Source organism: Ruegeria sp. BC2, assembly GCF_056539245.1.
This window is the reverse complement of record NZ_JBQFUQ010000001.1, coordinates 821,805-848,581: the sequence shown is the minus strand read 5'-3', so window position 1 is coordinate 848,581 and position 26,777 is coordinate 821,805. Positions and strand designations below refer to the sequence as shown.

Genomic DNA, 26,777 nt, shown 5'->3' with positions numbered 1-26,777 from the left:
TCCACTGAGGCACCGAGACTTCGTGCCGCCCGAACTTTCTATGCGCGCGGCAGAGCCACGCATCAAAGCCCGTGCCTGGATTGCCCAAAACCTCAGCCGGCAAGCGATGGCAGATACAGAACGATCGCCGGAAACGCGACCAGCAGCGCAATCGTCACCGCATCAGCGACGAAGAACGGAGCCACGCCCTTGAACACGTCCTGAACGCTCAGGTCCGGGCGCACGCCGGCGACCACGAAGCAGTTCAGGCCGATTGGCGGCGTGATCAGACAGAACTCGGCCATCTTGACCACCAGAATACCAAACCAGATCGCGCACATGGGGCCCGACATGCCGAATGTGCTGTCGGCCGCGCTTACCGCCTCGCCCCCGTTCAAGGCCATGACGGCAGGATAGACCACCGGAAGAGTCAGCAGCAGCATCCCGATTGCATCCATGAACATGCCAAGCACGGCATAGGCCAACAGGATACAGATCAGGATCAGCATGGGTGACATATGGAGGGAAGTGATCCAATCCGAGAACGCCCCCGGCAGGTCGGCAAAACCCAGAAAGCGCACGTAGATCAAGACACCCCAGATGATCGAGAAGATCATCGCCGTCAGCTTGGCGGTTTCCAACAGCGCCGACTTCAGCTCGGTCCAGCGCATGCCGTGAAACAGAGCAAAGCAGAACACGATGAATGCACCGATTGCGCCGCCTTCGGTCGGCGTTCCCCACGCCTTGTCACCAAATGGGTTGTAGACAAAACAGATGATGATCAGGATTACCGCGAAGATCGGCAGCGCACCGGGCAACGCGGCAAAGCGCTGTTTCCAGGTAAAGCCCCGCACCGGCGGACCCACGTTTTTGAAGAAAACCGCGATACCGATGATCAGCAGTCCGTAGATCACCGCCGAAAACGCACCGGGGATGAACCCGGCGAGCAGCAGTTTGCCCACGTCCTGCTCGACGATGATCGCATAGATCACGAGGATCGCGGAAGGTGGGATCAGCGACGCCAAAGTACCACCTGCGGCCACGACGCCTGCGGCAAACCTTTTGTTGTAGCCGACGTCCAGCATCTCGGGGATGGCAATGCGGGCAAAGACCGCCGACGTCGCCACCGACGCGCCTGACACGGCTGCAAAGCCAGCCGTCGCGAAAACCGTGGACACTGCCAAACCGCCCGGCACCCAGGCGACCCAGCGCTTGGCCGCTTCGAACAAAGCCCGGGTCAAACCCGCGTAATAGGCCAAGTATCCGATCAGGATGAAAGTTGGGATCAGGCTGAGCGTGTGCGAGGCCACTTTGGAATGCGGCACCTGCCCCGCCGTCTTGACGGCAACGGTCAAAGCCTTGCCAAACCGATCCGGGTCATATCCGAACTTGGCCCAAAATATCCAGACCAGCCCCACCAACCCTGCGAGGCCTGCGGCAAACGCAACGCGCATGCCCGCGACGACAAGAACCAGCAGGCCGCCCGTGACCCACAGACCGATTTCAATCGTGTCCATTTGTCAGTCCTGCCTCTCAAACTGCTCGGCTTCGGCCGCGGCCTGCGCGGCGGCGTCCTGAATCAGCGGCACCGCAACCGGAGATTCCAGCCCCAACAGGAACGCCCGACCATACCCCCAGATCTGGAGACACAACCGCAGACACAAAACGGAGAAGGCAACTGGCGCCAACAGCTTGGCGGGCCAGATCGGAATACCGATGTCGATCGAGCTGTCACGGCTCCACATCGGTGCGCCGAAATCAAACGATCGATCGAAATGGGACCAACTGCCCCAAACCAAAGCCAACATCAGGACCAGGATCAGTACGACCGAAATCAGCTCGAACAGCCACATTGCGCGCCCGTGCAACCGTGCGATCACGATGTCCATGCGGATGTGCCCGCCGTCTCGCTGCACGTAGGAAATGCCAAGAAACGCGATCAGAGGCATGGCCTGCTCGATCCAGTCGACATAGCCCGGCAATGGGGCGTTGATCGCGTTGCGTCCGCTGACGGACACAACAGCCAACACCATCAAACCGAAAACGGCGATGCCACTGAGAAGGGCCAGAAATCGTTCAAGTCGCAGCAATTGCCGGTCGAGACGGCTCAGGAGGCTGCCGTCCTCCAATACCGTGGCGTGTCCTGCCATCCGGTTGTCCCCTGTTCCAGATGAGTCCGGGGGCGTTTCAGCCCCCGGCTGTTTTTTATCAGTTGCCGCCGCGCTGCTGCTTCAGCGTTGCCTGCACCAGGTCGTAAAGATCCTGCGCCGGCAGGCCTTGGGCGGACATGTCAGCAATCCACTGGTCGCGGATCGGGTCGGCCGCCTTGGCACGGAACTCGTCCAGAACGGAGTCATCGATCATCACTTTCTGAACGCCCTTTTCTTCGAGCACGCCATCCCACTTTTTCAGTAGCTCACCGTAGTTGGTCAGGTAGTGGTCAATCGCCTCGTCGATCGAGCTGTCCAGCGCCTCACGGTGCTCAGGCGGCAGTGCTTCATAGGCGTCGATGTTCACGACCACCGGGCAGTTCACCGTGCCGGGGTTCAGGTTCGCGGTCCACCAGTCGGCCTCATTGATGGTGCCGAACGACAGGTGTGCGTGCTGAGCAAAAGCGACGGTGTCCACGACACCGGACTGCATCGCATTATAGGCTTCGGTCGCCGGAACCGATGTCGGAACGGCACCAACGGCCTCGAACGCCTGACCAAGGCCCCCGGTCGCACGAACGCGCATACCTTCAAACTCTGCCAGTTCGTCACGCGGCTCGCCTGTCCCGACCAGATTGTACTGCGGCATCGGCGAGGTCATGAGGATCCGAGCGTTCCACTGAGCCATCTCTTCCTTGACCGCAGGGTGATCGTAGACCGCGTGGCTGACGGCCACTTCCTCATCCAGTGTGTTCACGCCCAGAAACGGCAGTTCCAGAACGGTGATCGCGCGGTTCTTGTCGCGATGGTAACCAGCGCAGAATTGGGCCATCTCGAAGGCGCCGATTTCGATGCCGTCCAGGTTTTCCTTGGGCTTGGAAAGGCCGCCATAGCTGACGTTGATGGTGAATGCGCCATCGGTTTTCTCACTGACCAGCTCGGCCAGTTTCTCAACATGTTCGGTGAAGGCGCGGCGCTTGCCCCAGACCGAGGCATTCCACTCGGTCGCAGCCGCCTCGGTGACAAAAGCAACGCCAAGGGCGGCGATGGCCGCTCCGCTCAACATCTTGTTCATAATGATCTCTCCCATTGGTGCACCCCCTCCCGGGGCGCTTGCGAGTCAAGCTAGCGCCAACATCGACACGTGCCAAGCCCCGCCGCCCGAATGGTACACCCGTGAAAGCGCTGATTTCTGCATGGCTCAGAAAGCCCCGCCGACACGGTCGACCCACAGGAGAAAAGGTGTCGCTCTGGACCGTTAACAACCATTAGATCTTTAAATAATTGTTTTTTATCATGTTATCGCAAACTCAAGCCTAACGAATTTACAAAACGCCCCCAGAAACGGAAAGTTGTTTACAAACAAATCCAAGGATTACGGCAATTTATTTCTTTCTTTTCTCGAAGGCGTATTATCCCGACCGGGGAGGAAACGGATCGACAATGCCAATCAATTGGGCAAACTCGGTCCACCTGAAGTCCAGTCAGAGGGAGGAGCCTCAGAATGACCACCGCTGCCCAGGCAGAAGCCAAGGTATTTCCGCCATCCGCAGAAACCGTCGCTCGCGCTCATGTCGATGCCGAAAAATACACCCAGATGTACGAGGCATCTGTCAACGACCCCGTGAAATTCTGGGGTGAGCATGGCAAGCGGATCGACTGGATCAAGCCCTACACCCAGGTCAAGGACGTCAACTACGATTTCGGCTCGGTCAAGATCAACTGGTATGCCGACGGCACGCTGAACGTCTCGGCCAACTGTCTGGACCGTCACCTGAAGACCCGCGGCGATCAGACCGCGATCATCTGGGAACCGGATGATCCGAACGACGAAGCCCAGCACATCACCTATGCCGAGCTGCACCGCCGCACCTGCCGCATGGCGAACATTCTGGAATCGATGGGCGTGCGCAAAGGCGACCGGGTCGTCATCTATCTGCCGATGATCCCCGAGGCCGCCTATGCCATGCTCGCCTGTGCCCGCATCGGCGCGATCCACTCGATCGTGTTTGCCGGCTTCTCGCCCGACGCGCTGGCCGCTCGGGTCAACGGTTGTGACGCCAAGGTCATCATCACCGCCGACGAGGCCCCGCGCGGAGGCCGCAAAACTCCGCTGAAATCGAACGCCGACGCCGCCCTGCTGCACTGCAAGGACACGGTAAAGTGTCTGGTGGTCAAGCGCACCGGTGGCCAGACCACCTGGATCGACGGGCGCGACTACGACTACAACGAAATGGCGCTGGAGGCCGACGATTACTGTGCGCCGGCCGAGATGAACGCCGAAGACCCGCTGTTCATCCTCTACACCTCTGGCTCGACCGGACAGCCGAAAGGTGTGGTGCACACCACGGGTGGGTATCTGGTTTACGCCGCGATGACCCACGAAATCACCTTCGACTATCATGACGGCGACATCTACTGGTGCACCGCCGATGTGGGCTGGGTCACTGGCCACAGCTACATCGTCTACGGCCCGCTGGCCAATGGCGCGACCACACTGATGTTCGAAGGCGTGCCGACCTATCCCGACGCCTCGCGGTTCTGGCAGGTTTGCGAGAAGCACAAGGTCAACCAGTTCTACACGGCACCGACCGCGATCCGCGCGCTTATGGGTCAGGGCAACGAGTTCGTAGAAAAATGCGACCTGAGTTCCCTGAAAACACTCGGCACGGTGGGCGAACCCATCAACCCCGAAGCCTGGAACTGGTACAATGACGTGGTCGGCAAGGGCAAATGCCCGATCGTTGACACCTGGTGGCAGACCGAGACCGGTGGCCACATGATGACCCCCCTGCCCGGCGCGCATGCGACCAAGCCCGGCTCGGCGATGAAGCCCTTCTTTGGCGTTCAACCCGTCGTGCTGGATCCGCAGTCGGGTGTCGAAATCACCGGAAACGGAGTCGAAGGCGTGCTGTGCATCAAGGACAGCTGGCCGGGCCAAATGCGTACCGTCTGGGGCGACCATGAGCGGTTCGAGAAGACCTATTTCTCGGACTACAAGGGGTATTACTTCACCGGTGACGGCTGCCGCCGCGACGAAGATGGCGATTACTGGATCACGGGCCGCGTCGATGATGTCATCAACGTCTCGGGCCACCGCATGGGCACCGCCGAAGTCGAAAGCGCGCTGGTGGCTCACGCCGCCGTCGCCGAAGCGGCCGTCGTTGGTTATCCCCATGAAATCAAGGGCCAAGGCATCTATTGCTACGTCACTCTGATGAATGACCGAGAGCCCTCGGATGAATTGCTGAAAGAGCTCCGCACATGGGTCCGGACAGAAATCGGACCGATCGCCAGCCCCGACGTGATCCAGTGGGCTCCGGGCCTGCCCAAGACCCGGTCGGGCAAGATCATGCGCCGCATTCTGCGCAAGATCGCCGAGAACGACTTCGGCTCGCTGGGCGATACCTCGACCCTGGCCGACCCGTCCGTCGTCGAAGATCTGATCGCCAACCGGGCCAACAAGTGAGGGCGTGATGCAGGCTGAAACAATCACAAAACCCGCTGTCCTGATCCTTCTCGGCCCTCCGGGTGCCGGGAAGGGCACACAGGCGCGAATGCTGGAACAGAAATTCGGCCTGGTGCAGCTCAGCACGGGCGACCTGCTGCGCGCAGCGGTTGCTGCCGGAACCGAGGCCGGAAAGGCCGCGAAAGCAGTGATGGAAGCCGGCGACCTGGTCAGCGACGACATCGTCATCGCAATCCTGCGCGATCGCATTGCCGAGCCCGATTGCGCGCGCGGTGTCATCCTGGATGGGTTTCCCCGCACCACGGTTCAGGCCGAAGCGCTGGACAAGCTGCTGGCCGAAAACGGACAGAAGGTGAATGCGGCCATCAGCCTCGAGGTTGAGGACGCCGAGATGGTCACCCGGATCGCCGGACGCTACACCTGCGCAATGTGCGGTGAAGGCTACCACGATCAGTACAAGCAGCCGAAGGTGGACGGTGTTTGTGACAAGTGCGGCAGCACGGAATTCAGCCGCCGCGCCGATGACAATGCCGAAACCGTGGCGTCCCGGCTGGAGGCCTATCACGAACAAACCGCGCCTTTGATCGACTACTACAAGGATCGCGGCGTACTCAGAAAACTGGATGCCATGGGGCAGATCGATCAGATCGCCCGTGGCCTGGAAAGCATCGTGGGCGACGCGATGCGGTAAGGGGAAGAGGACTCCCCAAAGCGGGCACTGACCCCGACACGAGTTTCTTCAACGGAACCGCTCTGGCGGACCGGAGAAGCTTTGCCTGGCGCCATCGCGGCGCTCGGCGCAATCGAATGGCGGCCATACGCCGGAGGACAAATGCACCGGGCCGCCCTGGAGGAACCAAGGAGGAAACCGCAATGGCGGATAATTCAACAAACTCCGCGCAGACTGCCGAGTCCGACAAGGGCTATTGGCAGGCAAACCTGCGTCTCATCTACATCAGCCTCATCATCTGGGCGCTGGTGTCTTTCGGGTTCGGCATTCTGCTGCGCCCGTTGCTGTCGGGCATCGCCGTCGGCGGCACCGACCTGGGCTTCTGGTTCGCGCAACAGGGATCGATCCTGGTCTTTCTGGCGCTGATCTTCTTCTACGCCTGGCGCATGAACAAACTGGATGCCGAATACGGCGTCGAAGAAGAATAAGGGAGCCAGAGGACAATGGATCAGTTTACCATCAACCTGCTGTTTGTGGGCGCGTCCTTTGCGCTCTACATCGGCATCGCGATCTGGGCCCGCGCGGGGTCCACGTCGGAATTCTACGCCGCCGGTCGCGGCATTCACCCGGTCACCAACGGTATGGCGACAGCGGCTGACTGGATGTCGGCGGCCTCGTTCATCTCGATGGCGGGCCTTATTGCCTTTACCGGCTATGACAACAGCTCGTTCCTGATGGGCTGGACCGGCGGCTACGTGCTGCTGGCGCTTCTGCTTGCGCCCTATCTGCGCAAGTTCGGCAAGTTCACCGTGTCCGAATTCATCGGCGATCGCTTCTACAGCCAGACCGCGCGCGTCGTGGCGGTGATCTGTCTGATCGTGGCCTCGGTCACCTACGTGATCGGCCAGATGACCGGCGTGGGCGTGGCCTTCGGCCGCTTTCTGGAAGTGTCGAACACCACCGGTCTGCTGATCGGCGCGGGCGTCGTGTTCGCCTATGCGGTGTTCGGCGGTATGAAGGGTGTGACCTATACCCAGGTCGCTCAGTACTGCGTGCTGATCACCGCCTACACCATTCCGGCGATCTTCATCTCGCTGCAGCTGACCGGCAACCCGATCCCGGCCCTGGGCCTGTTCGGCGACACCGCCGGCGGTGAGCCGCTGCTGACCAAGCTGGATGCCATCGTGGCCGAGCTGGGCTTTGCGGAATACACCGCTCATCATTCGAACACGCTGAACATGGTTCTGTTCACCCTGTCGCTGATGATCGGCACCGCCGGCCTGCCGCACGTCATCATGCGCTTCTTCACCGTTCCCAAAGTGTCGGACGCCCGCTGGTCGGCCGGTTGGGCGCTGGTGTTCATCGCGCTGCTGTACCTGACCGCCCCTGCGGTTGGTGCCATGGCCCGTCTGAATATCACCGACATGATGTGGCCGAACGGCGGTATCGAAGGCGGCGCTGTTTCGCTTGAGCAGATCGACAACGATGCCCGGTATGACTGGATGGCCACCTGGCAGAAAACCGGCCTGCTGGACTGGGAAGACAAGAACGGCGACGGCAAGATCCAGTACTACAACGACAAGAATGCCGACATGCAGGCACTTGCCGAAGAAAAGGGCTGGGTCGGCAACGAGTTGACCAAGTTCAACCGCGACATCCTGGTTCTGGCCAACCCCGAAATCGCCAACCTGCCGGGTTGGGTGATCGGTCTGGTCGCGGCCGGTGGTCTTGCGGCCGCGCTTTCGACTGCTGCGGGCCTGCTGCTGGCGATCTCGTCGGCCGTGTCGCACGACCTGATCAAGGGCTCGATCAACCCGAGCATCTCGGAAAAGGGCGAGCTTCTGGCGGCGCGGATCGCAATGGCCGTGGCCATCGTGGTTGCCACCTATCTGGGCCTCAACCCTCCGGGCTTTGCGGCGCAAACCGTGGCGTTGGCCTTCGGTCTGGCGGCGGCCTCGATCTTCCCGGCGCTGATGATGGGGATCTTCTCGACCCGCATCAACAACACCGGCGCAGTCGCGGGCATGCTGGCTGGTCTGACCGTCACCCTGGTCTACATCTTCCTGCACAAGGGCTGGCTGTTCATTCCGGGCACCAACTCGTTCACCGATGCAGACCCGCTGCTGGGTCCGATCAAATCGACCTCGTTCGGAGCGATCGGCGCCATGGTCAACTTCGGCGTCGCCTATGTGGTGGCCGGCATGACCAAGGAAACCCCGCAGGAGATCAAGGATCTGGTCGAAAGCGTGCGCATTCCCCGTGGTGCGGGCGCGGCTCAGGACCACTGAGCCGGATGCGGTCCGCGATGATGCATCACGGGCCGCTTCCCTCGACCAACTTTTCCCGCCCGGCTAAACCCCGGGCGGGGCTTTTCATTGAAGCGGACAGGCGACCCCATGGCGCTTTCACTTGATCAGATCACCCGGTTTCTGAAATCCGTGCACCCGTATGACGCGCTGCCGGTCGAGGAGCTAGCTGACATCGCCGCCCGGATCGAAGCGCGCGAGATCGCAAAGGGCACCGTCATCTATCACCGCGGCGCGCAGTTGCCCGGCCTGTTGATCATCTACGAAGGCCAGGTCGAGATCACCGACGAAAACGGCGCGGTCGTATCCCATCTGGGCCTGCGCAACTCGTTCGGCGAGCGTGGACTGATGCGCGACGGGCGGGCGGTGACCACGGCAACGGCTGACGCGCCCTCGGTTCTGCTGATCATCCGCACCGACCTGTTTTCCGATCTGCTCCAGCGTCACGTCGTCGTCGCCAAATTCTTCAACCGGGCCCGCCCCGCGCGACCTGAACAGCAATCACTGGCCACCACCCGTGTCGAGACTCTGATGGCGCGCAAGCCGGCCACCTGCACCCCGGACACGACCGTTCAGGAAGCCGCGCGCCTGATGCGCGACCGGGGCATTTCGTCGGTCTGCATCACCCAGCGCGGCGCGTTGCGCGGCATTGCCACGGTTCGGGACCTGTCGGGCAAGGTCGTGGCGGGCGCCCTGCCCCCGACGACCCCGGTGTCACAGATCATGACCCCGGACCCGCTGACCCTGTCGCCCGGCGACATCGGCTCGGACGTGCTGCACGCGATGCTGGAACGCGGTATCGGTCATATCCCCATCACCGAGGGTGGGCGTCTGGTCGGAATGGTCACCCAGACCGACCTGACCCGGTTCCAGGCCGTCAGCTCGGCCGAGCTGGTCGGCCGCATCGCGCAGGCCGGGTCGGCGACCGAGATGGCCGCGGTCACGGCCGAGATCCCGAACCTGCTGGTGCAACTGGTGGCGGCGGGCAACCGGCACGAAATCGTCACCCGCCTGATCACCGACATCGCTGACGCCGCGACGCGCCGGCTGCTGGCGCTGGCCGAGCAGAAACTCGGCCCGGCGCCCGTCCCCTATCTTTGGCTGGCCTGCGGCTCGCAGGGGCGGCAGGAGCAGACGGGCGTGTCCGATCAGGACAATTGCCTGATGCTGGATGACAGCGTCACCGATGCCGACCTGCCCTATTTCGAGGCGCTGGCCAAATTCGTGTCCGATGGGCTGGATACCTGCGGGTATTTCTATTGCCCCGGCGACATGATGGCGACCAATCCGCGCTGGCGGCAGCCGGTCAGGGTCTGGCGCGACTATTTCAACGGCTGGCTCGCCAAGCCCAACCCCGAGGCGCAGATGCTGGCCTCGGTCATGTTCGACCTGCGCCCCATCGGTGGCCGGTTCGATCTGTTTTCAGACCTGCAGGCCGAAACCCTGCGCGCGGCTCGGGCGAACTCGATCTTCGTGGCGCACATGATTTCGAATTCTCTGAAGCACACGCCGCCGCTGGGCCTGCTGCGCGGGATCGCCACGATCCGCTCGGGCGAGCATCGCAACACGCTGGATCTCAAACACAACGGCGTGGTCCCGGTGGTCGATCTGGGCCGCGTCTACAGCCTGCAGGGTGAATTGACCGAGGTGAACACCCGCGCGCGCCTCAAGGCCGCCGAGGCCGCCGGGGTGCTCAGCCCGTCGGGCGCGCGGGACCTGATGGATGCCTATGACCTGATCGCGGAAACCCGGTTGAACCATCAGGTCAAACAGATCAGGAATGGCGACAAGCCCGACAACTATCTTGCGCCGTCGGAATTGTCGGACTTTGAGCGAAGTCATCTTCGGGACGCGTTTGTCGTGGTAAAAACGATGCAATCCGCGGTCGGGCACGGCAAGGGGATGCTGGGGTAAAGCCCCAGGCCAGGAAGAACGGAGGAGGAAGATGTTTCTTGAGCTGATCGGCACGATCTTTGCGGGTTTTGCCATCGCGGGCCTCGTGATGGGTTTGAACCGGCTGACCGGTGGCCGCCTGCCGAAATGGTCGGCTCCGGTTGCGGCCGGTTTGGGCATGATCGCGGTCACGATCGTCAGCGAGTATTCGTGGTACGACCGCACCCGGGACGCCCTGCCCGAGGGCCTGACCGTCGTTCAAGAGGTCGAAAGCCGCGCGCTCTATCGCCCCTGGACCTATGCCGTTCCCTATGTCGACCGGTTCGCGGCCGTCGATACGGCTTCGTTGCGGACCAATGCGCAGGTGCCGGATCAGCGCCTGATCGACCTGTACTTCTTTGGCCGCTGGGCGCCGGTATCCAAGATGCCGATCGCTGTGAACTGCGCCGAGCACAGCCGGGCAAGTCTGGCCGATGGGGCCGAGTTCTCGGATGATGGGCGTCTGGTCGGTGCCGATTGGGTGCCGGTTGGCGCGGATGATCCGGTGGTCTCAGCCACTTGTGAGGCCTGACCATGCTGACCCGCCTGAGCCTGCGCCTGAGAATTTTTCTGTTCTTCTGCTTGCTTGCGGCGGGAGGCATCGCCATCACCCTGATCGCCCTTTGGCTTGGCCTGCGCCGGGCCGATCCCGCGGACATGACCAGCGCCTTCGTGTTCAGCGGCCTGCTGATCTCGTTTGGCTTGCTTGGGCTGGTTGTCGGTGTCTGGTTGCTGTTCGACGACAACGTGGCCAAACCGATCGAACGCCTGTCGGCGCAGCTGCGCGCACGTGCACATGCGGGGGTGGATACCGATCTCGACCTGCAGGCGGCACGCTATTTGGGTGATCTGGCCCCCGCCGCCGCCAGCCTGGCCGAACGGCTTGCCAGCACCGCCTTGTCGACCGCTGAGGCCGTTGCCGCCGAAACCGCGCATCTCGCGTCAGAGAAGGAACGTCTGACCGCGCTTCTGTCCGAGATCCCGGTCGCGATGCTGCTGGCGGGGCCAAACCATCAGATCGTTCTGTATGACGCGCAGGCCGCCGAGGTTCTGGCGCAGATCGCCCATCCCCGCTTGAACGCCTCGCTGTTCGACTATCTCGAACGCAAACCTCTGCTGGACGCTTATGAGAAGCTGGGGAAAACCGGCATGGATGTCTATTGCACCCTCGCCAGCGTGGACGGGCGCCAAACCTACACGGCACGCATGAAACCGCTGGGCGATGCGCCGGGCTATATGCTGATCTTCGAAGACAGCGTCGCCCGCATCCCGCCCGAGGCCGCACGCCCTCTGGTCTATGATTTCGATCTTCTGGACACCCCAGGCGACGAGGCGTTCGAAAACCGCCCGCTATCGCAACTGTGCTTTGTGGTCTTCGACACCGAAACCACCGGTTTGCTGCCGCACAAGGACGAGATCGTGCAGATCGGTGCCGTCCGTGTCGTCAAGGGGCGCATCGTCGAGGGCGAGCGGCTGGACACGCTGGTCAATCCGGGCATTCCGATCCCACCCGCTTCGACCAAGGTTCACAAGGTCAGTGACCGTATGGTGCAGGACGCGCCCGATATCGCGCAAGCCGGGCGCATGTTCCACCACTTCGCCCGTGATGCCGTGATCGTGGCGCATAACGCACCATTCGACATGGCGTTTCTGCGCCGTCATGCCAAGCGCATGGAAGTGACGTGGGATCACCCCATCCTGGACACGGTTCTGCTGTCGGCGGTTCTGTTCGGAGCCAGCGAAACCCATACACTCGACGCTTTGTGCGAAAGACTGGGCGTGGAAATTCCCGAGACGCTCCGCCATACGGCCTTGGGGGATGCGGTTGCGACGGCTGAAGCGTTGGTGCGCATGCTGCCGATGCTGGCTGCGCGCGGAATGCAGACCTTCGGCGACGTAATTGCAGAAACCCGCAAGCACGGCCGGCTGTTGGAAGACCTGAACTGACTCGGCCTATTGATCGCGATACAGCTTTTCGTGGACAATTCTGCTGCGGCATGGCACCCCGTGCCCGGCCACCAAACGAGCGCGCGATGACCGAAAGAACATTCAAACCCGGACCCGATCAAAGCATGGCCTTCCGCGAGGCTCTCGGGTGCTTTGGCACTGGGGTCACGGTTGTCACGACCAGCACCCCGGACGGTCCCTCGGCCATCACCGTCAACTCGTTTGCATCAGTGTCGCTGGATCCACCATTGGTCCTGTGGTGTCTGGCAAAAGAGTCAAACCGTTATGGGGCCTTTCAAGCGGCGCAACATTACTCGATCCATGTCGTGGCCGAGGATCAGCAGGATCTGGCCCTTCGTTTTGCCCGCAATGGCCTCGATTTCTCGCATGCAGACTGGTCCCCGGATCACAAGGGTCGGCCGCAGCTGAGCCAGTGTCTGGCCCGATTTGACTGCACATTGTCTGCCCGCCACGAGGCCGGGGATCATCTGATTCTCGTGGGAGAGGTCGAACAGGTCATGTACCGCACCGGCAAGGGCCTGATCTTCAAGCGCGGACAGTTCGGCGGTTTTGCCGACCTCTTGTAATCACTCGTCCAATGACCCGTGCACGGCAAAGGCCTCCAACTCGGCCTCTTGCGGCGTGATCACGCGAAAAGCCTCGTGAACGCCGGACTCGGTCAGGCTGCGGGCAACGGTCAGCAGGGTGTTGGGGGCATGATCGTCACACATCTCGGACATATGGGCCAACTCGGCCCGGGCCACGTCCAGCGCCGCCTCGACCGAGGGCGCGCCGTAAAGGCGCACGAAATGCTCGGCCAGGTTGGTGGCCAGCCGCTCCATTTCGGCCGGTTCGATCTGCGTCACCGCCACGAAGGTCACGCGCCCGAAGGTTTCAAGCCCCAGCCACCCGTTGGCAAAGGCCTGGCGCGCCTTGCCGGCCAGGTCGGCCTCGCCCCAGTTCGAAAACTCGAACCCGCCCGAGATGCACCATTCGCCCGTTCGGGCCGGCGAGTGGAAGACGTTCAGGTCGCTTTCGTCGAAATGGATGGCGCGGGCCAGGTTCAATGGACGTCCTCCAGCAGATGGGTCAAGGGAACGATCTGCGTATCCGCCCCGTCCCGCAGCAGCATGCCGAACCGCTCATCGGCCCCAAGAAACACGCCGCGATCACCATAGGGCTCTCCGACGCCCTGCAGCAAGCCCATCCATTCCCCGTGCAAGGGTGCGTTGCCATCCTCGGTCCAGCGGTTCAGCCAGGTCAGCATGTGACGCGACCAGCTTTCGACCAGCTGCACCGGGGGCACATCGGCGCAGCCTTCGTCATACAGGGCTGTCACATCGGGCGATTTGCCGGGCTCGTCCCCTGTTTGCAGCAAGGCCAGTTCCCAGCCGACGACCAGCCAGTCGGGCACGGTTTCCGGATCCGAGGTCGACGCTGTCACACGGAACCGGCCACACCGGGCCCCGTTGACGAAAATCGGACCATCCCAGCCCAGATGCACCGCCACCTCGGGCGGAGCCAGCGCGCCCAGCGCGTTCTGGAACCCGACGGCGCACAGCGGCAGCATGGTCATGGCGTCCTGCAAGGGCACCTCGGGCGCAAAGACGATGGCCGCGCGCAGGCGATCCGCCTGGATGTTGTAGACGACGCTGCCCGCATCGCAGCCCAGCGCCGCCATGGCCTGCGCATGGTCGAACGGGTCTTCCCCACCCTGCACCGGGTGCCCGGACAGCAATGGGGGAAAGACCGGCTGCGTCATGCCTTGCCTGCGGCGATCAGGTCGCGGGCGATCTTGCGGAAGGCCTCGGCCTGCGGGCTGTCGGGTTTGCTGACCACGATCGGCGCCCCGCCATCAGCAGCCACGCGGATATCCAGATGCAGCGGGATTTCTCCCAGCAACGGCACACCCAGTTCGGCGGCTTCGGCGGCGACGCCCCCATGGCCGAACACATGTTCCTCGTGCCCGCAGTTCGAGCAGATATGCGTGGACATGTTCTCGATCATGCCGACGATCGGTGTTTTCAACTGGCGGAACATGTCGATGCCCTTGCGCGCGTCGATCAGGGCGACGTCCTGCGGTGTCGACACGACGATCGCCCCGTCCACTTTGAACTTCTGGCTCAGCGTCAGTTGTACGTCACCGGTGCCGGGCGGCAGGTCTACGATCAGCACGTCCAGTGCGCCCCACTGCACCTGGCTCATCATCTGCTGCAGCGCGCCCATCAGCATCGGGCCACGCCAGACCACCGCCTGACCTTCATTGGTCATCAACCCCATCGACATCATGATGACGCCGTGATTGCGCAGCGGCAGGATGGTTTTGCCATCGGGGCTGGCGGGTCGACCGGACACGCCCAGCATGCGCGGCTGCGAAGGGCCATAGACATCGGCATCCAGCAGACCGACCCGTCGCCCTTCGGCCGCCAGCGCACAGGCCAGGTTGGCCGAGACGGTGGACTTTCCAACCCCGCCCTTGCCCGAGGCCACGGCGATGATCCGGTCAACCCCCGGCACCGCCTGCGGCCCGGTCTGCGAGGGCTTGGGCTTGGGTTTCAAATCCGGCGGCGCCTTGTCAGAATGCGCGGTCAGCAGGGCCGAGACCTTGGCCACCCCGTCGACCATCTGCGCCGCCTTTTCGGCGGTGGCGCGCACCGGCTCCATCTTTTCGGCGTACTTGGGGTCGATCTCGAGAACGAAGCGCACGGTGTCGCCCTCGACATTCAGCGCGCGGACCACGCCCGCGCTGACGATGTCCTGCCCCGAAACCGGGTCGGTGATCTTTTTCAGGTTCGCCAGAACCGCGTCGCGGATGCTCATGCGTCGCCGTCCTTGATCTGGCCTGTCACCACGTGTTCGACATCCAGCCCGTTGATCGTCAGGACCATCTTGGCCTCAAAGCTTTTGCCCGCCGGATCGCCCGCCTTGCGCAGCGCATCTTCGATGGCCTGCTGGCTGGTCACGCCAACCTGTTTGAGGAATTTGCGCATCGACATGTTGTAATCGCCGCTCATCGCCGTGTGTCTCCGTCTTGTTCGTTCATTTGACGCATTCGCCCTGTCACCGTTAGGCTGAGCCATGCGCTTTGTTCTTTTGTGCCTGAGCCTGACGCTCTTCGCCAGCCCCTCTTGGTCGCAGGAGGAGATTGGTCTGGCCGCGCCGGACGATGTCGCACGCTCGGGTCTTTTGAAACATATTCTTCCGCGCTTCTCGCTCAAGACCGGAATCCGGGTTGTCGCGGATGAAGGTGGCGCGATGGTTCTGACGGTCGGGCCACCGGGACAGCCGGTGTTTCAGCGCGGCGGCAACATCTATCACCTGCGCGTTCAGGACGACCCGCGGCAGGCCCGCTTTCAGGATTGGCTGTTGTCCGACGTGGGCAAACGCACCGTCGAAAGTTTTGCACCGACCGAGGGCGGCCCGTTCTCGGCCAGTTTCGAAATGGTCGCTGCGCCCGAATCGGATGCCATCGAAGGCGACGCCTTGCTGGGTGAAAAGCTGTCGCTGACCCATTGCGGGCGCTGTCATGTGATCGGCCCTCAGAACCGGATGAACGGGTTGGGCTCCACGCCGTCCTTCGCGGTGCTGCGCGCGATGCCGGACTGGTCGAACCGGTTCCAGGCATTCTTTGCCCTGAACCCGCACCCGTCCTTTACACAGATCGAAGGGATCACTGCGCCCTTCGACCCCGAACGCCCCCCGCCCATTCATCCGGTAACGCTCACGCAGGACGAGGTTGAGGCGATCCTCGCCTATGTCTCGGTCATCCGCGCGGCCGATCTGGGGGCCCCGCTCAAGCTTCAGTGATCCTTGCGCTTGCTGAAGTAGTCATCGGTGGTGACGACCTTGGGCTTGGGCTTTGAGGTAAATGGGTTGTCCTGACTGTGGAACTGCGCCTGCACACGGCAATCGTCACACATCTGGATCATCTTCGCCTGCTCGGACGAGGCGAACATCGGGTGGCTGCCGGCCAGCTTCTCCATGATCCGCTCGACCGTCGATTTCACCCCGAACAGTCCACCGCATTCGATGCAGGCAAAGGGCTCTTCCTCGTTCAGAACACGCGGCGACAGCGCACGGTCGCTCAGGTCCAGTTCGGGCACCAGGGTGATCGCGCTTTCGGGACAGATGGTCTTGCACAGCCCGCATTGCAGGCAGGCATCCTGCTGAAAGTTCAGCTGTGGCATGTCGGGGTTGTCGATCAATGCGCCTGACGGGCACAGCGACACGCAACTCAGGCAAAGGGTGCAGGCTTCGGTGTACACCGCCACCGCGCCATAGGGCGCGTGTTCCGGCAGGGGCAGCGGCTGAGACGCATCGGGGCGCAGCGCCTGCGCCGCCAACCGCGTGATCTGGCGCCGGTTGCCCAGCGGCAGAACCGGTTGTGCCAGTGGCTGCGGCACGTCCTGCGCATAGAGCAGATCGGCCAGCGCATCCGGATCGGCTTCGTCGATCACTCCGACGACGTCCGCTCCGGCGATGGCCAGCGCCAGCGGCAGTTCGCGGTCCAACGCATCCCGCTCGGTCGTCGGGGCCAGCAGGATGTCGACCCGGGCAAAGCCATGAGCCAAGGCAGCCAGCATCTCGGCATGTCCAAAGCCGGACACCACACCCAGCTCCAGCGGAATCACATCGGCGGGCAGCCCGCGCCCGAACCGCGCGGCCAGCCGGATCATCTCGGCCCCGTGGGCATCATGTACCAACAGGCGCGGGGCGCTCCCTCCGGCCCGACGGTAGGTCGCCGCCAAGGTCTGCATCCGCGCCAGCAGGGCCGCCAACGGCGGATCCTCGTAGCTGATCGCGGTCGAGGGGCACAGGGCCGCGCATTCACCGCAGCCCGCGCAGACCATCGGGTCTATGGCCACGTGGTCTCCGGCCGGGGTTATGGCCCCGGTGGGGCAGATATCCAGACAGTTGGAACAGCCCACCTGGTCGGCCCGCGAATGGGCGCACAGGGTCTCTTCGAGCCGGACATACAGCGGCTTTTCGAAGGTCCCGACCAGCTGCGCCGCGTCAAAGGCCAACCGGGCAACCGCCACCGCATCGCGCGGATCGGCGCGCAGGTAGCCTTCGCGCTTGTCGGGGGCCGTCACGAAGGGCGTACCCCCCGCCAGATCGATCAGCACATCGCAGGCCGACACCGCACCGTCGCGCGGCGGGGTCCAGGCAAAGGGACCGCGTCCGGCCGGATCAATCTGCTGCAACGCATCCAACCGCAGGGTGAACCCGCCCAGCGCCCCCGAGACCGACCGGACCCGCGCGCGCACCACGTCATAGGCCCGGCTGTCAGGCTGCGCGTCATCGGTGACGACCACCGTCACCGCCATCGTGTCCGACAGTCGCTGTGCAAGGTCAAACGCAACCTCGCCCGGCCCGATGATGCAGGCGGTGCCTTCGCTGATGACATCCACGCTGGGCGTGATCGGCTGTTGCAACAGAGCCTCGGCCGCCAGCGCCGCCATCTTGGGCATCGCCGACCGCCCTTGCTCGGACCAGCCGGCCCGGTCGCGCAGATCGACAAAGCCGGGGTGATCCACGCCCAGTTCCTCGGCCAGTTCTTGAAACACTTGGGCTTCTTGACCGCAGGCGATGACGATCTGGTCATCCGACTGCATCAGCTTGGCCGCAGCGGTCAGTTCGGAGGTGCACAGCGCCGTGTGGACCCTGCTGCATTCAGCACCGCAGGCGTCCGATATCCCCTGCCCGTCCTGGGCCTGACTTCCGGCGCAATCGCACAAGACCAATTTGGTGACCATGTTCCCCCCGCATCTCTTCCTTGCCCCTAACCATCTCTTCCTTGCCCCTAACCTTAGACCCAAACGCCGCCCATGCAACGTGTGGCGGCCGGTTCTGGTCAGAAACTCTGCCTCGCCCGCCAAAGTCGGTTGATCGTCGCCGCGACCCATTTGCGACGATTTTTTTCCAGATCACGACCATATCAGGCCGCTGCGGACTTGGCACGTGGCCCATTTGTGTACCATAGTGAACCTAAGGGAAGGCAGGGGAGAGCTTTTCCGGGGAGGATCAAAGTGGCCGAGGCCGCAAAACAGATCGAAATGCCGGTTGGCGTCGTCGTGCGCAAGACACCGGGGGTCACTCGCTGGGCCCGGTGGAATTGGCGCGCTGTCGCGGTGCTGCCCGGCGCCCCGCCCGCCGACTGGGTCGAACTGCGCCGCGAGGGCGACGCGGTCGAATACCACGCCGCCACCCTGCCCTTGAAACTCTGGTCCGACGAAACCGAGGCCTATATGGCGAATCTCTCGGACAGCCAGCCATCGCTGTATCTTGTCCTGCGTGACGATGCCGAAGGTGATCGCCCGCTGAACGCGTTTCTGATCACCGCCTCGCCCTACGAGGGGCAGGACTATGCCGATACCGGCGAAGAGATCGTGGAAAAGATCCCGATGACCGAAGGCCTGATTGCTTGGGTGCGCGATTTCACTCTGGCCCATCACCGCGATGAGGTGTTCATCAAACGCCGCCGCGACAAGAAACGGGTGGATCTTGTAGAAGATGGCAAGGGCGATGCGCGCATTCGGCAGACCTCGGATGTCTACCGCGCCCCGCGGAGGGCCGTGCAATGAGCGCCCGACAGGATTTCTGGTCGCGCCGCAAGGCCGCCGTGGAGGCCGAAGCGCAGGCCGAACGAGAGGCCCTGACCGCGCAGGAGATCGCCGCGCAGCAGGCCGAACTGGAAGAAAAGACCGACGCCGAGATTTTGGCCGAGCTTGACCTGCCCGACCCGGACCTGCTGCAGGCGGGCGACGATGTTTCGGGCTTCATGGACAAGGCCGTGCCGGACCGTCTGCGCCGCCGCGCCTTGCGGCGCTTGTGGCGGTTGAACCCGGTACTGGCGAATGTGGACGGGCTGGTCGATTACGGTGAGGACTACACCGACGCCGCCTGCGTGGTCGAAAACCTGCAGACGGCTTATCAGGTGGGCAAAGGCATGTTGCGCCATATCGAGGCGCTGGCCGAGCAGACGGACACCGATGAACACCCGGTCGAGGCCCAAGCCGAGCCGACTACCGAAACGCCCGGGCCTGAGGCCGAGCCGGCGCCCCCTGTCGAAGTGGCAGACGCCATCCAACCGGATGAGGACGAACGCCCCCCGGCCCCGCGGCGCATGAAATTTGAATTCGAAGGATGACCCGATGAACATTCGCGACCCGCAGACGTTCGATATTTCCCCCGAGGACCGTCTGCGCGCGGATTTCTACAACTTTCTGGGCCTGCTTCTGGCAACACCGCCCGACCAGACCCTGCTGAGCCAGATCGCGGCGTTGTCGGGGGACGAGACCGATCTAGGCCAGGCCATTCAGGCCATGGCCCGCGTGGCCAAAGTGACCAAGCCCGAAGCGGCCGAGCGCGAGTTCAACGCATTGTTCATCGGGCTGGGGCGCGGAGAACTGCTGCCCTATGCCAGCTTCTACCTGACCGGGTTCCTGAACGAGAAACCGCTGGCGCAGCTGCGCAACGACATGGCGGCGCGGGGTATCACCCGAGCGGCAAACGTGTTCGAACCCGAAGACAACATCGCCTCGTTGATGGAGATGATGGGCGGCATGATCGTCGGCCGTTTCGGCGGCCCGGCCGCGTTGGAAGATCAAAAGACGTTCTGGAACAAGCATATCGGCCCCTGGGCCGAGCACTTTTTCTCGGACCTGGAAGCAGCCGAACATTCGGTTCTCTATGCCTCGGTCGGCACAGCCGGCCGGGTCTTCATGGAGATCGAACGCGAGGCCTTCCGCATGACGACGCACTAGGCGGCCGTCATTCGCTGGCGTCCGGTGGGCGCTGAACCGCAAATGGGAAAGGAGGATCCCATGAGCAAGACCAAGGAGACCGGCGCCAGCCGCCGCGACTTCCTGAAACTGGCGGGCACCGCGGCCCCGGCAGCCGTTGCAGCGGCCAGCCTGGGAACCGAGGCCGAAGCGGCCGAGCAACCCTCGGACGAGACCCGCATTCAGGACACGGCGCACACCCGCGCCTATTTCGACAGCGCGCGCTTCTAGGCCGCCCCGGCGACGCCCGGCATCGGTCCGGACGTGGTCACACTCGGCTGACGGTTGCGATTGGCCCTGACGTCGATTTCGAAACACCAAGCCAGCCATGATCAACATGGCCAGCAAGGGAGGAAGGAAATGCTTAGGAAAAAGACCAACGGGGTTGCGAGACGCCCCCAGCGGACAAGTATCCTGTCCCAAATCGGCGAAAAGAGCGTCGATCGCCGCGCGTTCCTGCGTGGCTCGGGCCTGACGATCGGCGGCCTGGCCGCGATCAGCGCCACGGGCGGAACCGTGTCGCCCGCCAGCGCCCAGACCGCAGCCAACACGGCTGTCGAGAACATCAAATCCGTCTGCACGCATTGCTCGGTCGGCTGTACCGTGGTTGCCGAAGTGCAGAATGGCGTCTGGATCGGGCAGGAACCCGGTTGGGACAGCCCGTTCAACCTGGGCGCTCACTGTGCCAAGGGGGCCGCTGTCCGTGAACACGCCCATGGCGAACGCCGCCTGAAATACCCGATGAAGAAAGAGGGTGGCGAGTGGAAGCGCATCAGCTGGGAACAGGCGATCGACGAGATCGGCAACGGCATGATGAGCATCCGCGAGGAAAGCGGGCCTGACAGCGTCTATTGGTTGGGTTCGGCCAAACACAACAACGAACAGGCCTATCTGTTCCGCAAGTTCGCGGCCTACTGGGGCACCAACAACGTGGACCACCAGGCGCGGATTTGCCACTCGACCACCGTTGCGGGCGTTGCGAATACATGGGGCTACGGCGCCATGACCAACAGCTACAACGACATCCACAATTCCAAGGCTATCTTCATCATCGGCGGCAACCCGGCCGAGGCGCACCCCGTCTCGCTGCTGCATGTTCTGCGCGCGAAAGAGCAGAACAACGCCCCGCTGATCGTCTGCGATCCGCGCTTTACGCGCACCGCGGCCCATGCCGACGAATATGTCCGATTCCGCCCTGGCACCGACGTGGCGCTGATCTGGGGCATCCTGTGGCACATCTTCGACAACAGCTGGGAAGACAAAGAGTTCATCCGCACCCGTGTCTGGGGCATGGACCAGATCCGCGAGGAGGTCGCCAACTGGACCCCTGAAGAGACCGAGCGCGTCACCGGCGTGCCGGGATCGCAGCTCAAGCGCGTGGCGCGGACGCTGGCCAACAACCGTCCCGGCACCGTGATCTGGTGCATGGGCGGCACCCAGCACACCAACGGCAACAACAACACGCGCGCCTATTGCGTGCTGCAGCTGGCGTTGGGCAACATGGGCACTTCTGGTGGCGGCACCAACATCTTCCGCGGCCATGACAACGTGCAGGGCGCAACCGATCTGGGCGTTCTGTCCCACACCCTGCCCGGCTATTACGGCCTGTCCGCAGGCGCATGGGGTCACTGGGCCCGCGTCTGGGGCGAGGAACCGGAGTGGCTGGCTGGCCAGTTCGCAATGGTCAAGGACAAGGACGGCAAGGACAAGTCGCTGCAGAACGAACGGGGCATCCCGGTTTCGCGCTGGATCGACGGTGTTCTGGAAGATCCCGAGAACATGGATCAGCCCAACAACGTCCGCGCCATGGTTCTGTGGGGCCACGCGCCCAACTCGCAGACCCGGATGGTCGAAATGAAGACGGCGATGGAAAAGCTGGACATGCTGGTCGTGATCGACCCGTATCCCACCGTTTCCGCCGTCCTGCATGACCGGACCGATGGCGTCTATCTGCTGCCGGCCTGCACGCAGTTCGAAACCCGTGGCTCGGTCACGGCCTCGAACCGCTCGCTGCAGTGGCGCGACAAGGTGGTCGATCCGCTGTTCGAAAGCCTGCCGGACGAGGTCATCATGGCCAAGTTCGCCAACAAATTCGGCTGGGCGGATCGGTTCTTCCGCAATATCGAGATGGAGGACCCCGAAACCCCGAATGTCGAAAGCATCACGCGCGAGTTCAACGCGGGGCTGTGGACGATCGGCTATACCGGTCAGTCGCCAGAGCGGATCAAAAGCCATATGGCCAACCAGCACACGTTCGACAGAACGACGCTGCAGGCCGTGGGCGGTCCGAATGACGGCGAATACTACGGTCTGCCGTGGCCCTGCTGGGGCACCGCCGAGATGGGGCATCCGGGGACGCCAAACCTCTATGACATGTCCAAACCGGTGGCCGAGGGCGGCCTGACCTTCCGCGCGCGTTTCGGCGTCGAGCGTGACGGTCAGAACCTGCTGGCCGAAGGGGTCTACAGCGTGGGTTCGGAAATCCAGGACGGATACCCCGAGTTCACGATGCAGATGCTGATGGATCTGGGCTGGGATGGCGACCTGACGGCCGAGGAACGCGCGGCCATCGACGCCGTGGCCGGGCCCAAGACCAACTGGAAGACCGACCTGTCGGGCGGCATCCAGCGGGTGGCCATCAAGCATGGCTGTGCGCCCTTCGGCAACGCCAAGGCCCGCACCGTGGTCTGGACCTTCCCGGATCCGATCCCGCTGCACCGCGAGCCGCTGTACACGCCGCGGCGCGATCTGGTGGCCGACTATCCCACCTACGAGGACCGCCAGGCCTATCGCCTTCCGACCTTGTATGCTTCGATCCAGAAGAACGACTTTTCAAAGGATTACCCGATAATCCTGACGTCAGGTCGTCTGGTCGAATATGAAGGTGGCGGCGACGAGACACGGTCGAACCCGTGGCTGGCCGAGCTGCAGCAGGACATGTTCGTCGAGATCAATCCGCGTGACGCCAACAACCTTGGCATTCGCGACGGATCGCAGGTCTGGGTCGAAGGTCCCGAGGGTGGCAAGGTCAAGGTGATGGCGATGCTGACCGAAAGGGTCGGTGCCGGCGTGGCCTTCATGCCCTTCCACTTTGGCGGCCATTTCCAGGGCGCGGACCTGAGGGAGAAATACCCGAAAGGCGCCGACCCGTACGTGCTGGGTGAAAGCACCAACACCGCCCAGACCTATGGCTATGATTCAGTGACCCAGATGCAGGAGACCAAAGCGACTCTCTGCAAGATCTGGGCAGCGTAAGGAGGACGACAATGGCTAGAGCAAAGTTTCTCTGCGACGCTGAACGCTGCATCGAGTGCAACGCCTGCGTGACTGCGTGCAAGAACGAACACGAGGTTCCGTGGGGCATCAACCGCCGCCGGGTGGTGACGATCAATGACGGCAAACCGGGTGAACGCTCGATCTCGGTCGCCTGCATGCATTGTTCGGATGCGCCCTGCATGGCTGTGTGCCCGGTCGACTGCTTCTATCAGAACGAAGAAGGCGTCGTCCTGCACTCCAAGGACCTGTGCATCGGCTGCGGCTATTGCTTCTATGCGTGCCCCTTCGGCGCGCCGCAATACCCGCAGGCCGGCAACTTCGGATCGCGCGGCAAGATGGACAAATGTACCTTCTGCGCCGGCGGTCCCGAGGAAACGCACTCGACCGCAGAGTTCGCCAAATACGGCCGCAACCGGATCGCCGAAGGCAAACTGCCCATCTGCGCCGAGATGTGCTCGACCAAGGCCCTGCTTGCCGGGGACGGCGACGTGGTCTCGGCCATCTACCGCGAACGCGTCGTGGCGCGCGGGTTTGGTTCGGGCGCCTGGGGTTGGGGCACGGCCTACGACCAGAAGGACGGCTGAGACCTCAGCCTGACAACACGGGTGACCCGCCCCGGTGGGTCACCCGATTTTGGATTGATACCGAGGTTCCGATGCTGCGCATTTTTCTGGCTTTGACGTTGACACTTGGGATCGCGCAGGGCGCGCTTGCACAAGACACGACCGGCACAGACGAACCAGCCGCTGCCCCGCGCGCGCAGACCGGTGGCGCCACGACGCTCGAGGATATTCTGGCCCGGCAACGCGGTGAGAAGGTCGACAACAGCTATCGCTCCGAGAATACCGGGCAAGGCAACGCCGAAGGTCTGCTGGGTCAGTTGGGCACGCGCGGCGTGGCTTCGGACAGCGATGTGTATCGCGCCATCCGTTATGGCTCAGCCGATGTCACCGTGTCGACCAAAGGGCCGGCTGCCGGCGTGTTGATCCAGGATGGCGGCATGTGGTGGTGGACTTTTCGCACTGGTCCGCTGCGCGAATACGGAACCTATATTCTGGGCGGGATGCTGGTCGTTCTGCTGCTGTTTTTCCTGATCCGCGGCCGCATTCGCATCGACGGCGAGAAAACGGGCCGCACGGTCACCCGGTTTTCAGGATTTGAAAGGTTCGGGCACTGGCTGTTTGCCGGCTCGTTCCTGATACTTGGATTGACCGGCCTGCTGACGCTCTACGGCCGGGATTTCCTGATCCCCCTGTTCGGCAAGGAAGGGTTCGCCACCATCGCGCAAGGCTGCAAGTGGCTGCACAACAATCTGGCCTGGGCCTTCATGCTGGGATTGATCATCATCACCGTGAACTGGATCGCCCACAACATCCCCAACCGGACCGACCTGAAATGGCTGGCGGCGGGCGGCGGATTGTTCACCAAAGGCAGCCACCCCCCGGCCAAGAAATTCAACGCTGGTCAAAAGATCATTTTCTGGCTGTGCATCCTGCTTGGCGTCTCGATCAGCCTGTCGGGTCTGTCGCTGCTGTTCCCGTTCGAGCTTCCGATGTTCGCCAAGACGTTTTCGATCGCCAACGCGACCGGGTTGCCTCAACTGATAGGGTTGGACCTGCCCACGCAGATGTCTCCGCAGGAAGAGATGCAATATGCCCAGATCTGGCACGTTATGGTCGCCTATGCCTTCATCGCCATCATTCTGGCGCATATCTACCTCGGCTCGGTCGGCATGGAGGGCGCGTTTGACGCCATGGGTACCGGCGAGGTCGAAGAGCAATGGGCGCGCGAGCACCATTCGCTGTGGCTGGAAGAGGTAAAGGCACAGGAGGCCAGCGACGGCTCGGCCTCGCCTGCCGAATAGATGCGCGGGCTGGCTTTGGCACTGGCCCTGCTGCCGCTGCCGCTGGCGGCGGATTTCTACACGCTCAAGGGCCATGGCGGACCGATCATGGACATCGCCGCAGCCCCGGACGGGCGAATTGCCACCGCCAGTTTCGACAATTCCGTGGGCCTGTGGTCCGGGCAGCAGCCGGACTGGCTGGAGGGTCACGAGGCTGCCGTGAACGCGGTGGTGTTCAACGGCACCGCGATCTATTCGGCCGGCGACGACTTTACCCTGCGCCGTTGGCCCGGTGGACAGGTCGTTGGTCAGCACAAGGGCAAGGTCGTCGGGCTTGCTGCCTCAAAGACCCTTGTGGCGACTGCCAGTTGGGATGGGACCATCGGCCTGTGGCCAACCCAAGGCGGTGCGGCCAAGCTGCTGGGCCCGACGGGCAGCGGCGTCAACGCGGTGGCCTTCGCGCCGGACGGACGGTCGCTGTACTCCGCCGGGGTCGACGGCAGCTTGCGGGTCTGGGACGTGACGACCGGGGCCGAAACCGCGCGACTGGTCGAGCATGGTTTCGGCATCAACGAACTGGTCCTGAACGCGCAAGACGGTTGGATCGCATATGGCGCGGTCGATGGCGTAACCCGCATTCTGGACCTGACCACCGGGGCCGAGCGTGATTTCACGCTGGACCGCCGCCCGATCCTTGCGCTCGCCCTCAGCCCGGATCGGTCGCTACTGGCGGTTGGCGATGGTGAGGGCTACATCATGGTCATCGACACGCAGGACTGGCGGATCGCGCAGGATTTCCGGGCAACGCTACGCGGCCCGGTCTGGGCACTGGCCTTTTCCCCCGATGGTAAAAACCTGCACGCAGGCGGGCTGGATCAGGCCATGTACAGCTGGCCGGTGGCCGCGCTGGGGTCACGGGAACGGATGGCCAGCCAAGAGCCGAGTTTCCTGAAGGACCCCGAAGAAATGCAAAATGGAGAACGGCAGTTCGCCCGGAAATGCTCGATCTGCCACAGCCTGACGCCGGACGATCAGCGCCGGGCCGGACCGACCCTGCATGGCGTATTCGGGCGTCAGGCCGGGACACTGCCTGGCTACATCTACTCGGAAACGCTGCAAGGGTCTGATATCATTTGGAACGAACAGACGATAAACGCTCTTTTCGATCAGGGACCGGACCACTACATTCCGGGGTCGAAGATGCCGATGCAGCGGATCGCGCAGGCGCAGGACCGCACCGACCTGATTGAATTTCTGCGCAGCGCGACAGCGCCCGCAGACTAAGCCGGAGGATAAGATGAAAGCCTTTCTTGCAGCTGCCGCCGCAATGGTCGTCATTACTGCCGCCGCACCGATGGTATTGCAGCAACTCGGACACTCAGCGGCCGAGACACAGACCGGCTCCTCGGTGCGACTAGACT

Annotated in this window: 25 protein-coding genes; 17 read left to right on the top strand and 8 right to left on the bottom strand. The window is 63.0% G+C overall.

All coding sequences use genetic code 11. The annotated features are described in order from the left end of the window. Positions 1-92: 92 nt before the first annotated feature. The 3 genes from ACR0CU_RS04140 to ACR0CU_RS04130 are packed head-to-tail and all read right to left on the bottom strand — an operon-like array spanning position 93 to position 3,204. Positions 93-1,496 carry a TRAP transporter large permease gene (locus tag ACR0CU_RS04140; protein ID WP_170339016.1) on the bottom strand — a complete coding sequence of 468 codons (1,404 nt, stop codon included), beginning with the start codon at positions 1,494-1,496 and terminating at the stop codon, positions 93-95. A gap of 3 nt (positions 1,497-1,499) precedes the next feature. Further along, a complete protein-coding gene (locus tag ACR0CU_RS04135) occupies positions 1,500-2,129 on the bottom strand; it encodes a TRAP transporter small permease subunit (RefSeq protein WP_093961832.1) in 630 nt (209 codons plus the stop codon). Between the two features lie 58 nt (positions 2,130-2,187). Beyond that, positions 2,188-3,204, bottom strand: coding sequence for a C4-dicarboxylate TRAP transporter substrate-binding protein (locus tag ACR0CU_RS04130; RefSeq protein WP_170340073.1), 1,017 nt, complete (start codon positions 3,202-3,204; stop codon positions 2,188-2,190). A 429-nt stretch (positions 3,205-3,633) separates the two neighbouring features. Between ACR0CU_RS04130 and acs the strand changes: the two genes are divergently transcribed. The 8 genes from acs (at position 3,634) to ACR0CU_RS04090 (ending at position 13,040) form a co-directional block, all read left to right on the top strand. Beyond that, on the top strand, positions 3,634-5,598 hold the full coding sequence (gene acs / locus ACR0CU_RS04125; RefSeq protein ID WP_093961831.1) for an acetate--CoA ligase: 1,965 nt from the start codon (positions 3,634-3,636) through the stop codon (positions 5,596-5,598). A gap of 7 nt (positions 5,599-5,605) precedes the next feature. Beyond that, on the top strand, positions 5,606-6,289 hold the full coding sequence (locus tag ACR0CU_RS04120; RefSeq protein WP_170339585.1) for an adenylate kinase: 684 nt from the start codon (positions 5,606-5,608) through the stop codon (positions 6,287-6,289). A 182-nt stretch (positions 6,290-6,471) separates the two neighbouring features. Next, positions 6,472-6,756: a DUF4212 domain-containing protein gene (locus tag ACR0CU_RS04115; protein WP_093962930.1), complete on the top strand. Its 285-nt coding sequence runs from the start codon at positions 6,472-6,474 to the stop codon at positions 6,754-6,756. A 15-nt stretch (positions 6,757-6,771) separates the two neighbouring features. Further along, on the top strand, positions 6,772-8,556 hold the full coding sequence (locus tag ACR0CU_RS04110) for a sodium:solute symporter family protein (protein ID WP_170357571.1): 1,785 nt from the start codon (positions 6,772-6,774) through the stop codon (positions 8,554-8,556). 108 nt (positions 8,557-8,664) lie between these two features. Further along, the gene (locus ACR0CU_RS04105) at positions 8,665-10,488 is read left to right on the top strand and encodes a DUF294 nucleotidyltransferase-like domain-containing protein (RefSeq protein ID WP_480642514.1); all 1,824 of its coding nucleotides are present in this window, start codon (positions 8,665-8,667) and stop codon (positions 10,486-10,488) included. A 31-nt stretch (positions 10,489-10,519) separates the two neighbouring features. After that, positions 10,520-11,038: a hypothetical protein gene (locus ACR0CU_RS04100; protein ID WP_480642513.1), complete on the top strand. Its 519-nt coding sequence runs from the start codon at positions 10,520-10,522 to the stop codon at positions 11,036-11,038. A gap of 2 nt (positions 11,039-11,040) precedes the next feature. Beyond that, positions 11,041-12,453: a 3'-5' exonuclease gene (locus ACR0CU_RS04095; protein WP_170339592.1), complete on the top strand. Its 1,413-nt coding sequence runs from the start codon at positions 11,041-11,043 to the stop codon at positions 12,451-12,453. Between the two features lie 86 nt (positions 12,454-12,539). Next, complete coding sequence (locus ACR0CU_RS04090) at positions 12,540-13,040, top strand: flavin reductase family protein (RefSeq protein WP_170371219.1); 501 nt, start codon at positions 12,540-12,542, stop codon at positions 13,038-13,040. On the opposite strand, the gene ACR0CU_RS04085 is transcribed toward ACR0CU_RS04090, so the two are convergent. From ACR0CU_RS04085 to ACR0CU_RS04070, 4 genes are read right to left on the bottom strand one after another with little or no spacing between them, the layout of a single operon-like run. Continuing rightward, the gene (locus ACR0CU_RS04085; RefSeq protein WP_170437244.1) at positions 13,041-13,520 is read right to left on the bottom strand and encodes a DUF6505 family protein; all 480 of its coding nucleotides are present in this window, start codon (positions 13,518-13,520) and stop codon (positions 13,041-13,043) included. It abuts the gene before it with no gap. Continuing rightward, complete coding sequence (locus ACR0CU_RS04080; RefSeq protein ID WP_170445493.1) at positions 13,517-14,215, bottom strand: biotin/lipoate--protein ligase family protein; 699 nt, start codon at positions 14,213-14,215, stop codon at positions 13,517-13,519. The genes ACR0CU_RS04085 and ACR0CU_RS04080 overlap by 4 nt, the downstream gene beginning before the upstream one ends. After that, entirely contained in the window at positions 14,212-15,273 is a 1,062-nt protein-coding gene (locus tag ACR0CU_RS04075) for an Mrp/NBP35 family ATP-binding protein (protein ID WP_170445490.1), read from the bottom strand. The genes ACR0CU_RS04080 and ACR0CU_RS04075 overlap by 4 nt, the downstream gene beginning before the upstream one ends. Continuing rightward, positions 15,270-15,467, bottom strand: coding sequence for a DUF6494 family protein (locus ACR0CU_RS04070; protein WP_170339600.1), 198 nt, complete (start codon positions 15,465-15,467; stop codon positions 15,270-15,272). The genes ACR0CU_RS04075 and ACR0CU_RS04070 overlap by 4 nt, the downstream gene beginning before the upstream one ends. 64 nt (positions 15,468-15,531) lie before the next feature. On the opposite strand from ACR0CU_RS04070, the gene ACR0CU_RS04065 reads away from it, so the two are divergent. Continuing rightward, a complete protein-coding gene (locus ACR0CU_RS04065; protein WP_170445487.1) occupies positions 15,532-16,260 on the top strand; it encodes a c-type cytochrome in 729 nt (242 codons plus the stop codon). On the opposite strand, the gene ACR0CU_RS04060 is transcribed toward ACR0CU_RS04065, so the two are convergent. Further along, entirely contained in the window at positions 16,254-18,209 is a 1,956-nt protein-coding gene (locus ACR0CU_RS04060) for a 4Fe-4S dicluster domain-containing protein (protein ID WP_170445484.1), read from the bottom strand. The genes ACR0CU_RS04065 and ACR0CU_RS04060 overlap by 7 nt on opposite strands. Positions 18,210-18,482: 273 nt before the next feature. On the opposite strand from ACR0CU_RS04060, the gene ACR0CU_RS04055 reads away from it, so the two are divergent. The 8 genes from ACR0CU_RS04055 (at position 18,483) to ACR0CU_RS04020 (ending at position 26,640) form a co-directional block, all read left to right on the top strand. Then, positions 18,483-19,037: a DUF3305 domain-containing protein gene (locus tag ACR0CU_RS04055; RefSeq protein ID WP_149775839.1), complete on the top strand. Its 555-nt coding sequence runs from the start codon at positions 18,483-18,485 to the stop codon at positions 19,035-19,037. Then, on the top strand, positions 19,034-19,603 hold the full coding sequence (locus ACR0CU_RS04050; protein WP_170445481.1) for a DUF3306 domain-containing protein: 570 nt from the start codon (positions 19,034-19,036) through the stop codon (positions 19,601-19,603). The genes ACR0CU_RS04055 and ACR0CU_RS04050 overlap by 4 nt, the downstream gene beginning before the upstream one ends. A gap of 4 nt (positions 19,604-19,607) precedes the next feature. After that, the gene (locus ACR0CU_RS04045; RefSeq protein WP_170445478.1) at positions 19,608-20,219 is read left to right on the top strand and encodes a TorD/DmsD family molecular chaperone; all 612 of its coding nucleotides are present in this window, start codon (positions 19,608-19,610) and stop codon (positions 20,217-20,219) included. A 60-nt stretch (positions 20,220-20,279) separates the two neighbouring features. Beyond that, positions 20,280-20,468: a twin-arginine translocation signal domain-containing protein gene (locus tag ACR0CU_RS04040; protein ID WP_005983760.1), complete on the top strand. Its 189-nt coding sequence runs from the start codon at positions 20,280-20,282 to the stop codon at positions 20,466-20,468. Between the two features lie 129 nt (positions 20,469-20,597). Further along, positions 20,598-23,492 carry a formate dehydrogenase subunit alpha gene (locus tag ACR0CU_RS04035; RefSeq protein WP_170357559.1) on the top strand — a complete coding sequence of 965 codons (2,895 nt, stop codon included), beginning with the start codon at positions 20,598-20,600 and terminating at the stop codon, positions 23,490-23,492. Positions 23,493-23,503: 11 nt separating this feature from the next. Continuing rightward, entirely contained in the window at positions 23,504-24,097 is a 594-nt protein-coding gene (fdh3B, locus tag ACR0CU_RS04030) for a formate dehydrogenase FDH3 subunit beta (RefSeq protein ID WP_005983764.1), read from the top strand. Between the two features lie 71 nt (positions 24,098-24,168). Next, entirely contained in the window at positions 24,169-25,377 is a 1,209-nt protein-coding gene (locus tag ACR0CU_RS04025) for a formate dehydrogenase subunit gamma (protein ID WP_170445475.1), read from the top strand. Continuing rightward, positions 25,378-26,640, top strand: coding sequence for a c-type cytochrome (locus tag ACR0CU_RS04020; RefSeq protein WP_480642507.1), 1,263 nt, complete (start codon positions 25,378-25,380; stop codon positions 26,638-26,640). The last annotated feature ends 137 nt before the right edge of the window (positions 26,641-26,777 follow it).

What these genes read in the sequence shown, in the direction of transcription:
- ACR0CU_RS04140 (WP_170339016.1), bottom strand. Translation starts at nt 1,496, where the DNA reads ATGGACACGATTGAAATCGGTCTGTGGGTCACGGGCGGCCTGCTGGTT.
- ACR0CU_RS04135 (WP_093961832.1), bottom strand. Translation starts at nt 2,129, where the DNA reads ATGGCAGGACACGCCACGGTATTGGAGGACGGCAGCCTCCTGAGCCGT.
- ACR0CU_RS04130 (WP_170340073.1), bottom strand. Translation starts at nt 3,204, where the DNA reads ATGAACAAGATGTTGAGCGGAGCGGCCATCGCCGCCCTTGGCGTTGCT.
- acs (WP_093961831.1), top strand. Translation starts at nt 3,634, where the DNA reads ATGACCACCGCTGCCCAGGCAGAAGCCAAGGTATTTCCGCCATCCGCA.
- ACR0CU_RS04120 (WP_170339585.1), top strand. Translation starts at nt 5,606, where the DNA reads ATGCAGGCTGAAACAATCACAAAACCCGCTGTCCTGATCCTTCTCGGC.
- ACR0CU_RS04115 (WP_093962930.1), top strand. Translation starts at nt 6,472, where the DNA reads ATGGCGGATAATTCAACAAACTCCGCGCAGACTGCCGAGTCCGACAAG.
- ACR0CU_RS04110 (WP_170357571.1), top strand. Translation starts at nt 6,772, where the DNA reads ATGGATCAGTTTACCATCAACCTGCTGTTTGTGGGCGCGTCCTTTGCG.
- ACR0CU_RS04105 (WP_480642514.1), top strand. Translation starts at nt 8,665, where the DNA reads ATGGCGCTTTCACTTGATCAGATCACCCGGTTTCTGAAATCCGTGCAC.
- ACR0CU_RS04100 (WP_480642513.1), top strand. Translation starts at nt 10,520, where the DNA reads ATGTTTCTTGAGCTGATCGGCACGATCTTTGCGGGTTTTGCCATCGCG.
- ACR0CU_RS04095 (WP_170339592.1), top strand. Translation starts at nt 11,041, where the DNA reads ATGCTGACCCGCCTGAGCCTGCGCCTGAGAATTTTTCTGTTCTTCTGC.
- ACR0CU_RS04090 (WP_170371219.1), top strand. Translation starts at nt 12,540, where the DNA reads ATGACCGAAAGAACATTCAAACCCGGACCCGATCAAAGCATGGCCTTC.
- ACR0CU_RS04080 (WP_170445493.1), bottom strand. Translation starts at nt 14,215, where the DNA reads ATGACGCAGCCGGTCTTTCCCCCATTGCTGTCCGGGCACCCGGTGCAG.
- ACR0CU_RS04075 (WP_170445490.1), bottom strand. Translation starts at nt 15,273, where the DNA reads ATGAGCATCCGCGACGCGGTTCTGGCGAACCTGAAAAAGATCACCGAC.
- ACR0CU_RS04070 (WP_170339600.1), bottom strand. Translation starts at nt 15,467, where the DNA reads ATGAGCGGCGATTACAACATGTCGATGCGCAAATTCCTCAAACAGGTT.
- ACR0CU_RS04065 (WP_170445487.1), top strand. Translation starts at nt 15,532, where the DNA reads ATGCGCTTTGTTCTTTTGTGCCTGAGCCTGACGCTCTTCGCCAGCCCC.
- ACR0CU_RS04060 (WP_170445484.1), bottom strand. Translation starts at nt 18,209, where the DNA reads ATGGTCACCAAATTGGTCTTGTGCGATTGCGCCGGAAGTCAGGCCCAG.
- ACR0CU_RS04050 (WP_170445481.1), top strand. Translation starts at nt 19,034, where the DNA reads ATGAGCGCCCGACAGGATTTCTGGTCGCGCCGCAAGGCCGCCGTGGAG.
- ACR0CU_RS04045 (WP_170445478.1), top strand. Translation starts at nt 19,608, where the DNA reads ATGAACATTCGCGACCCGCAGACGTTCGATATTTCCCCCGAGGACCGT.
- ACR0CU_RS04040 (WP_005983760.1), top strand. Translation starts at nt 20,280, where the DNA reads ATGAGCAAGACCAAGGAGACCGGCGCCAGCCGCCGCGACTTCCTGAAA.
- ACR0CU_RS04035 (WP_170357559.1), top strand. Translation starts at nt 20,598, where the DNA reads ATGCTTAGGAAAAAGACCAACGGGGTTGCGAGACGCCCCCAGCGGACA.
- fdh3B (WP_005983764.1), top strand. Translation starts at nt 23,504, where the DNA reads ATGGCTAGAGCAAAGTTTCTCTGCGACGCTGAACGCTGCATCGAGTGC.
- ACR0CU_RS04025 (WP_170445475.1), top strand. Translation starts at nt 24,169, where the DNA reads ATGCTGCGCATTTTTCTGGCTTTGACGTTGACACTTGGGATCGCGCAG.
- ACR0CU_RS04020 (WP_480642507.1), top strand. Translation starts at nt 25,378, where the DNA reads ATGCGCGGGCTGGCTTTGGCACTGGCCCTGCTGCCGCTGCCGCTGGCG.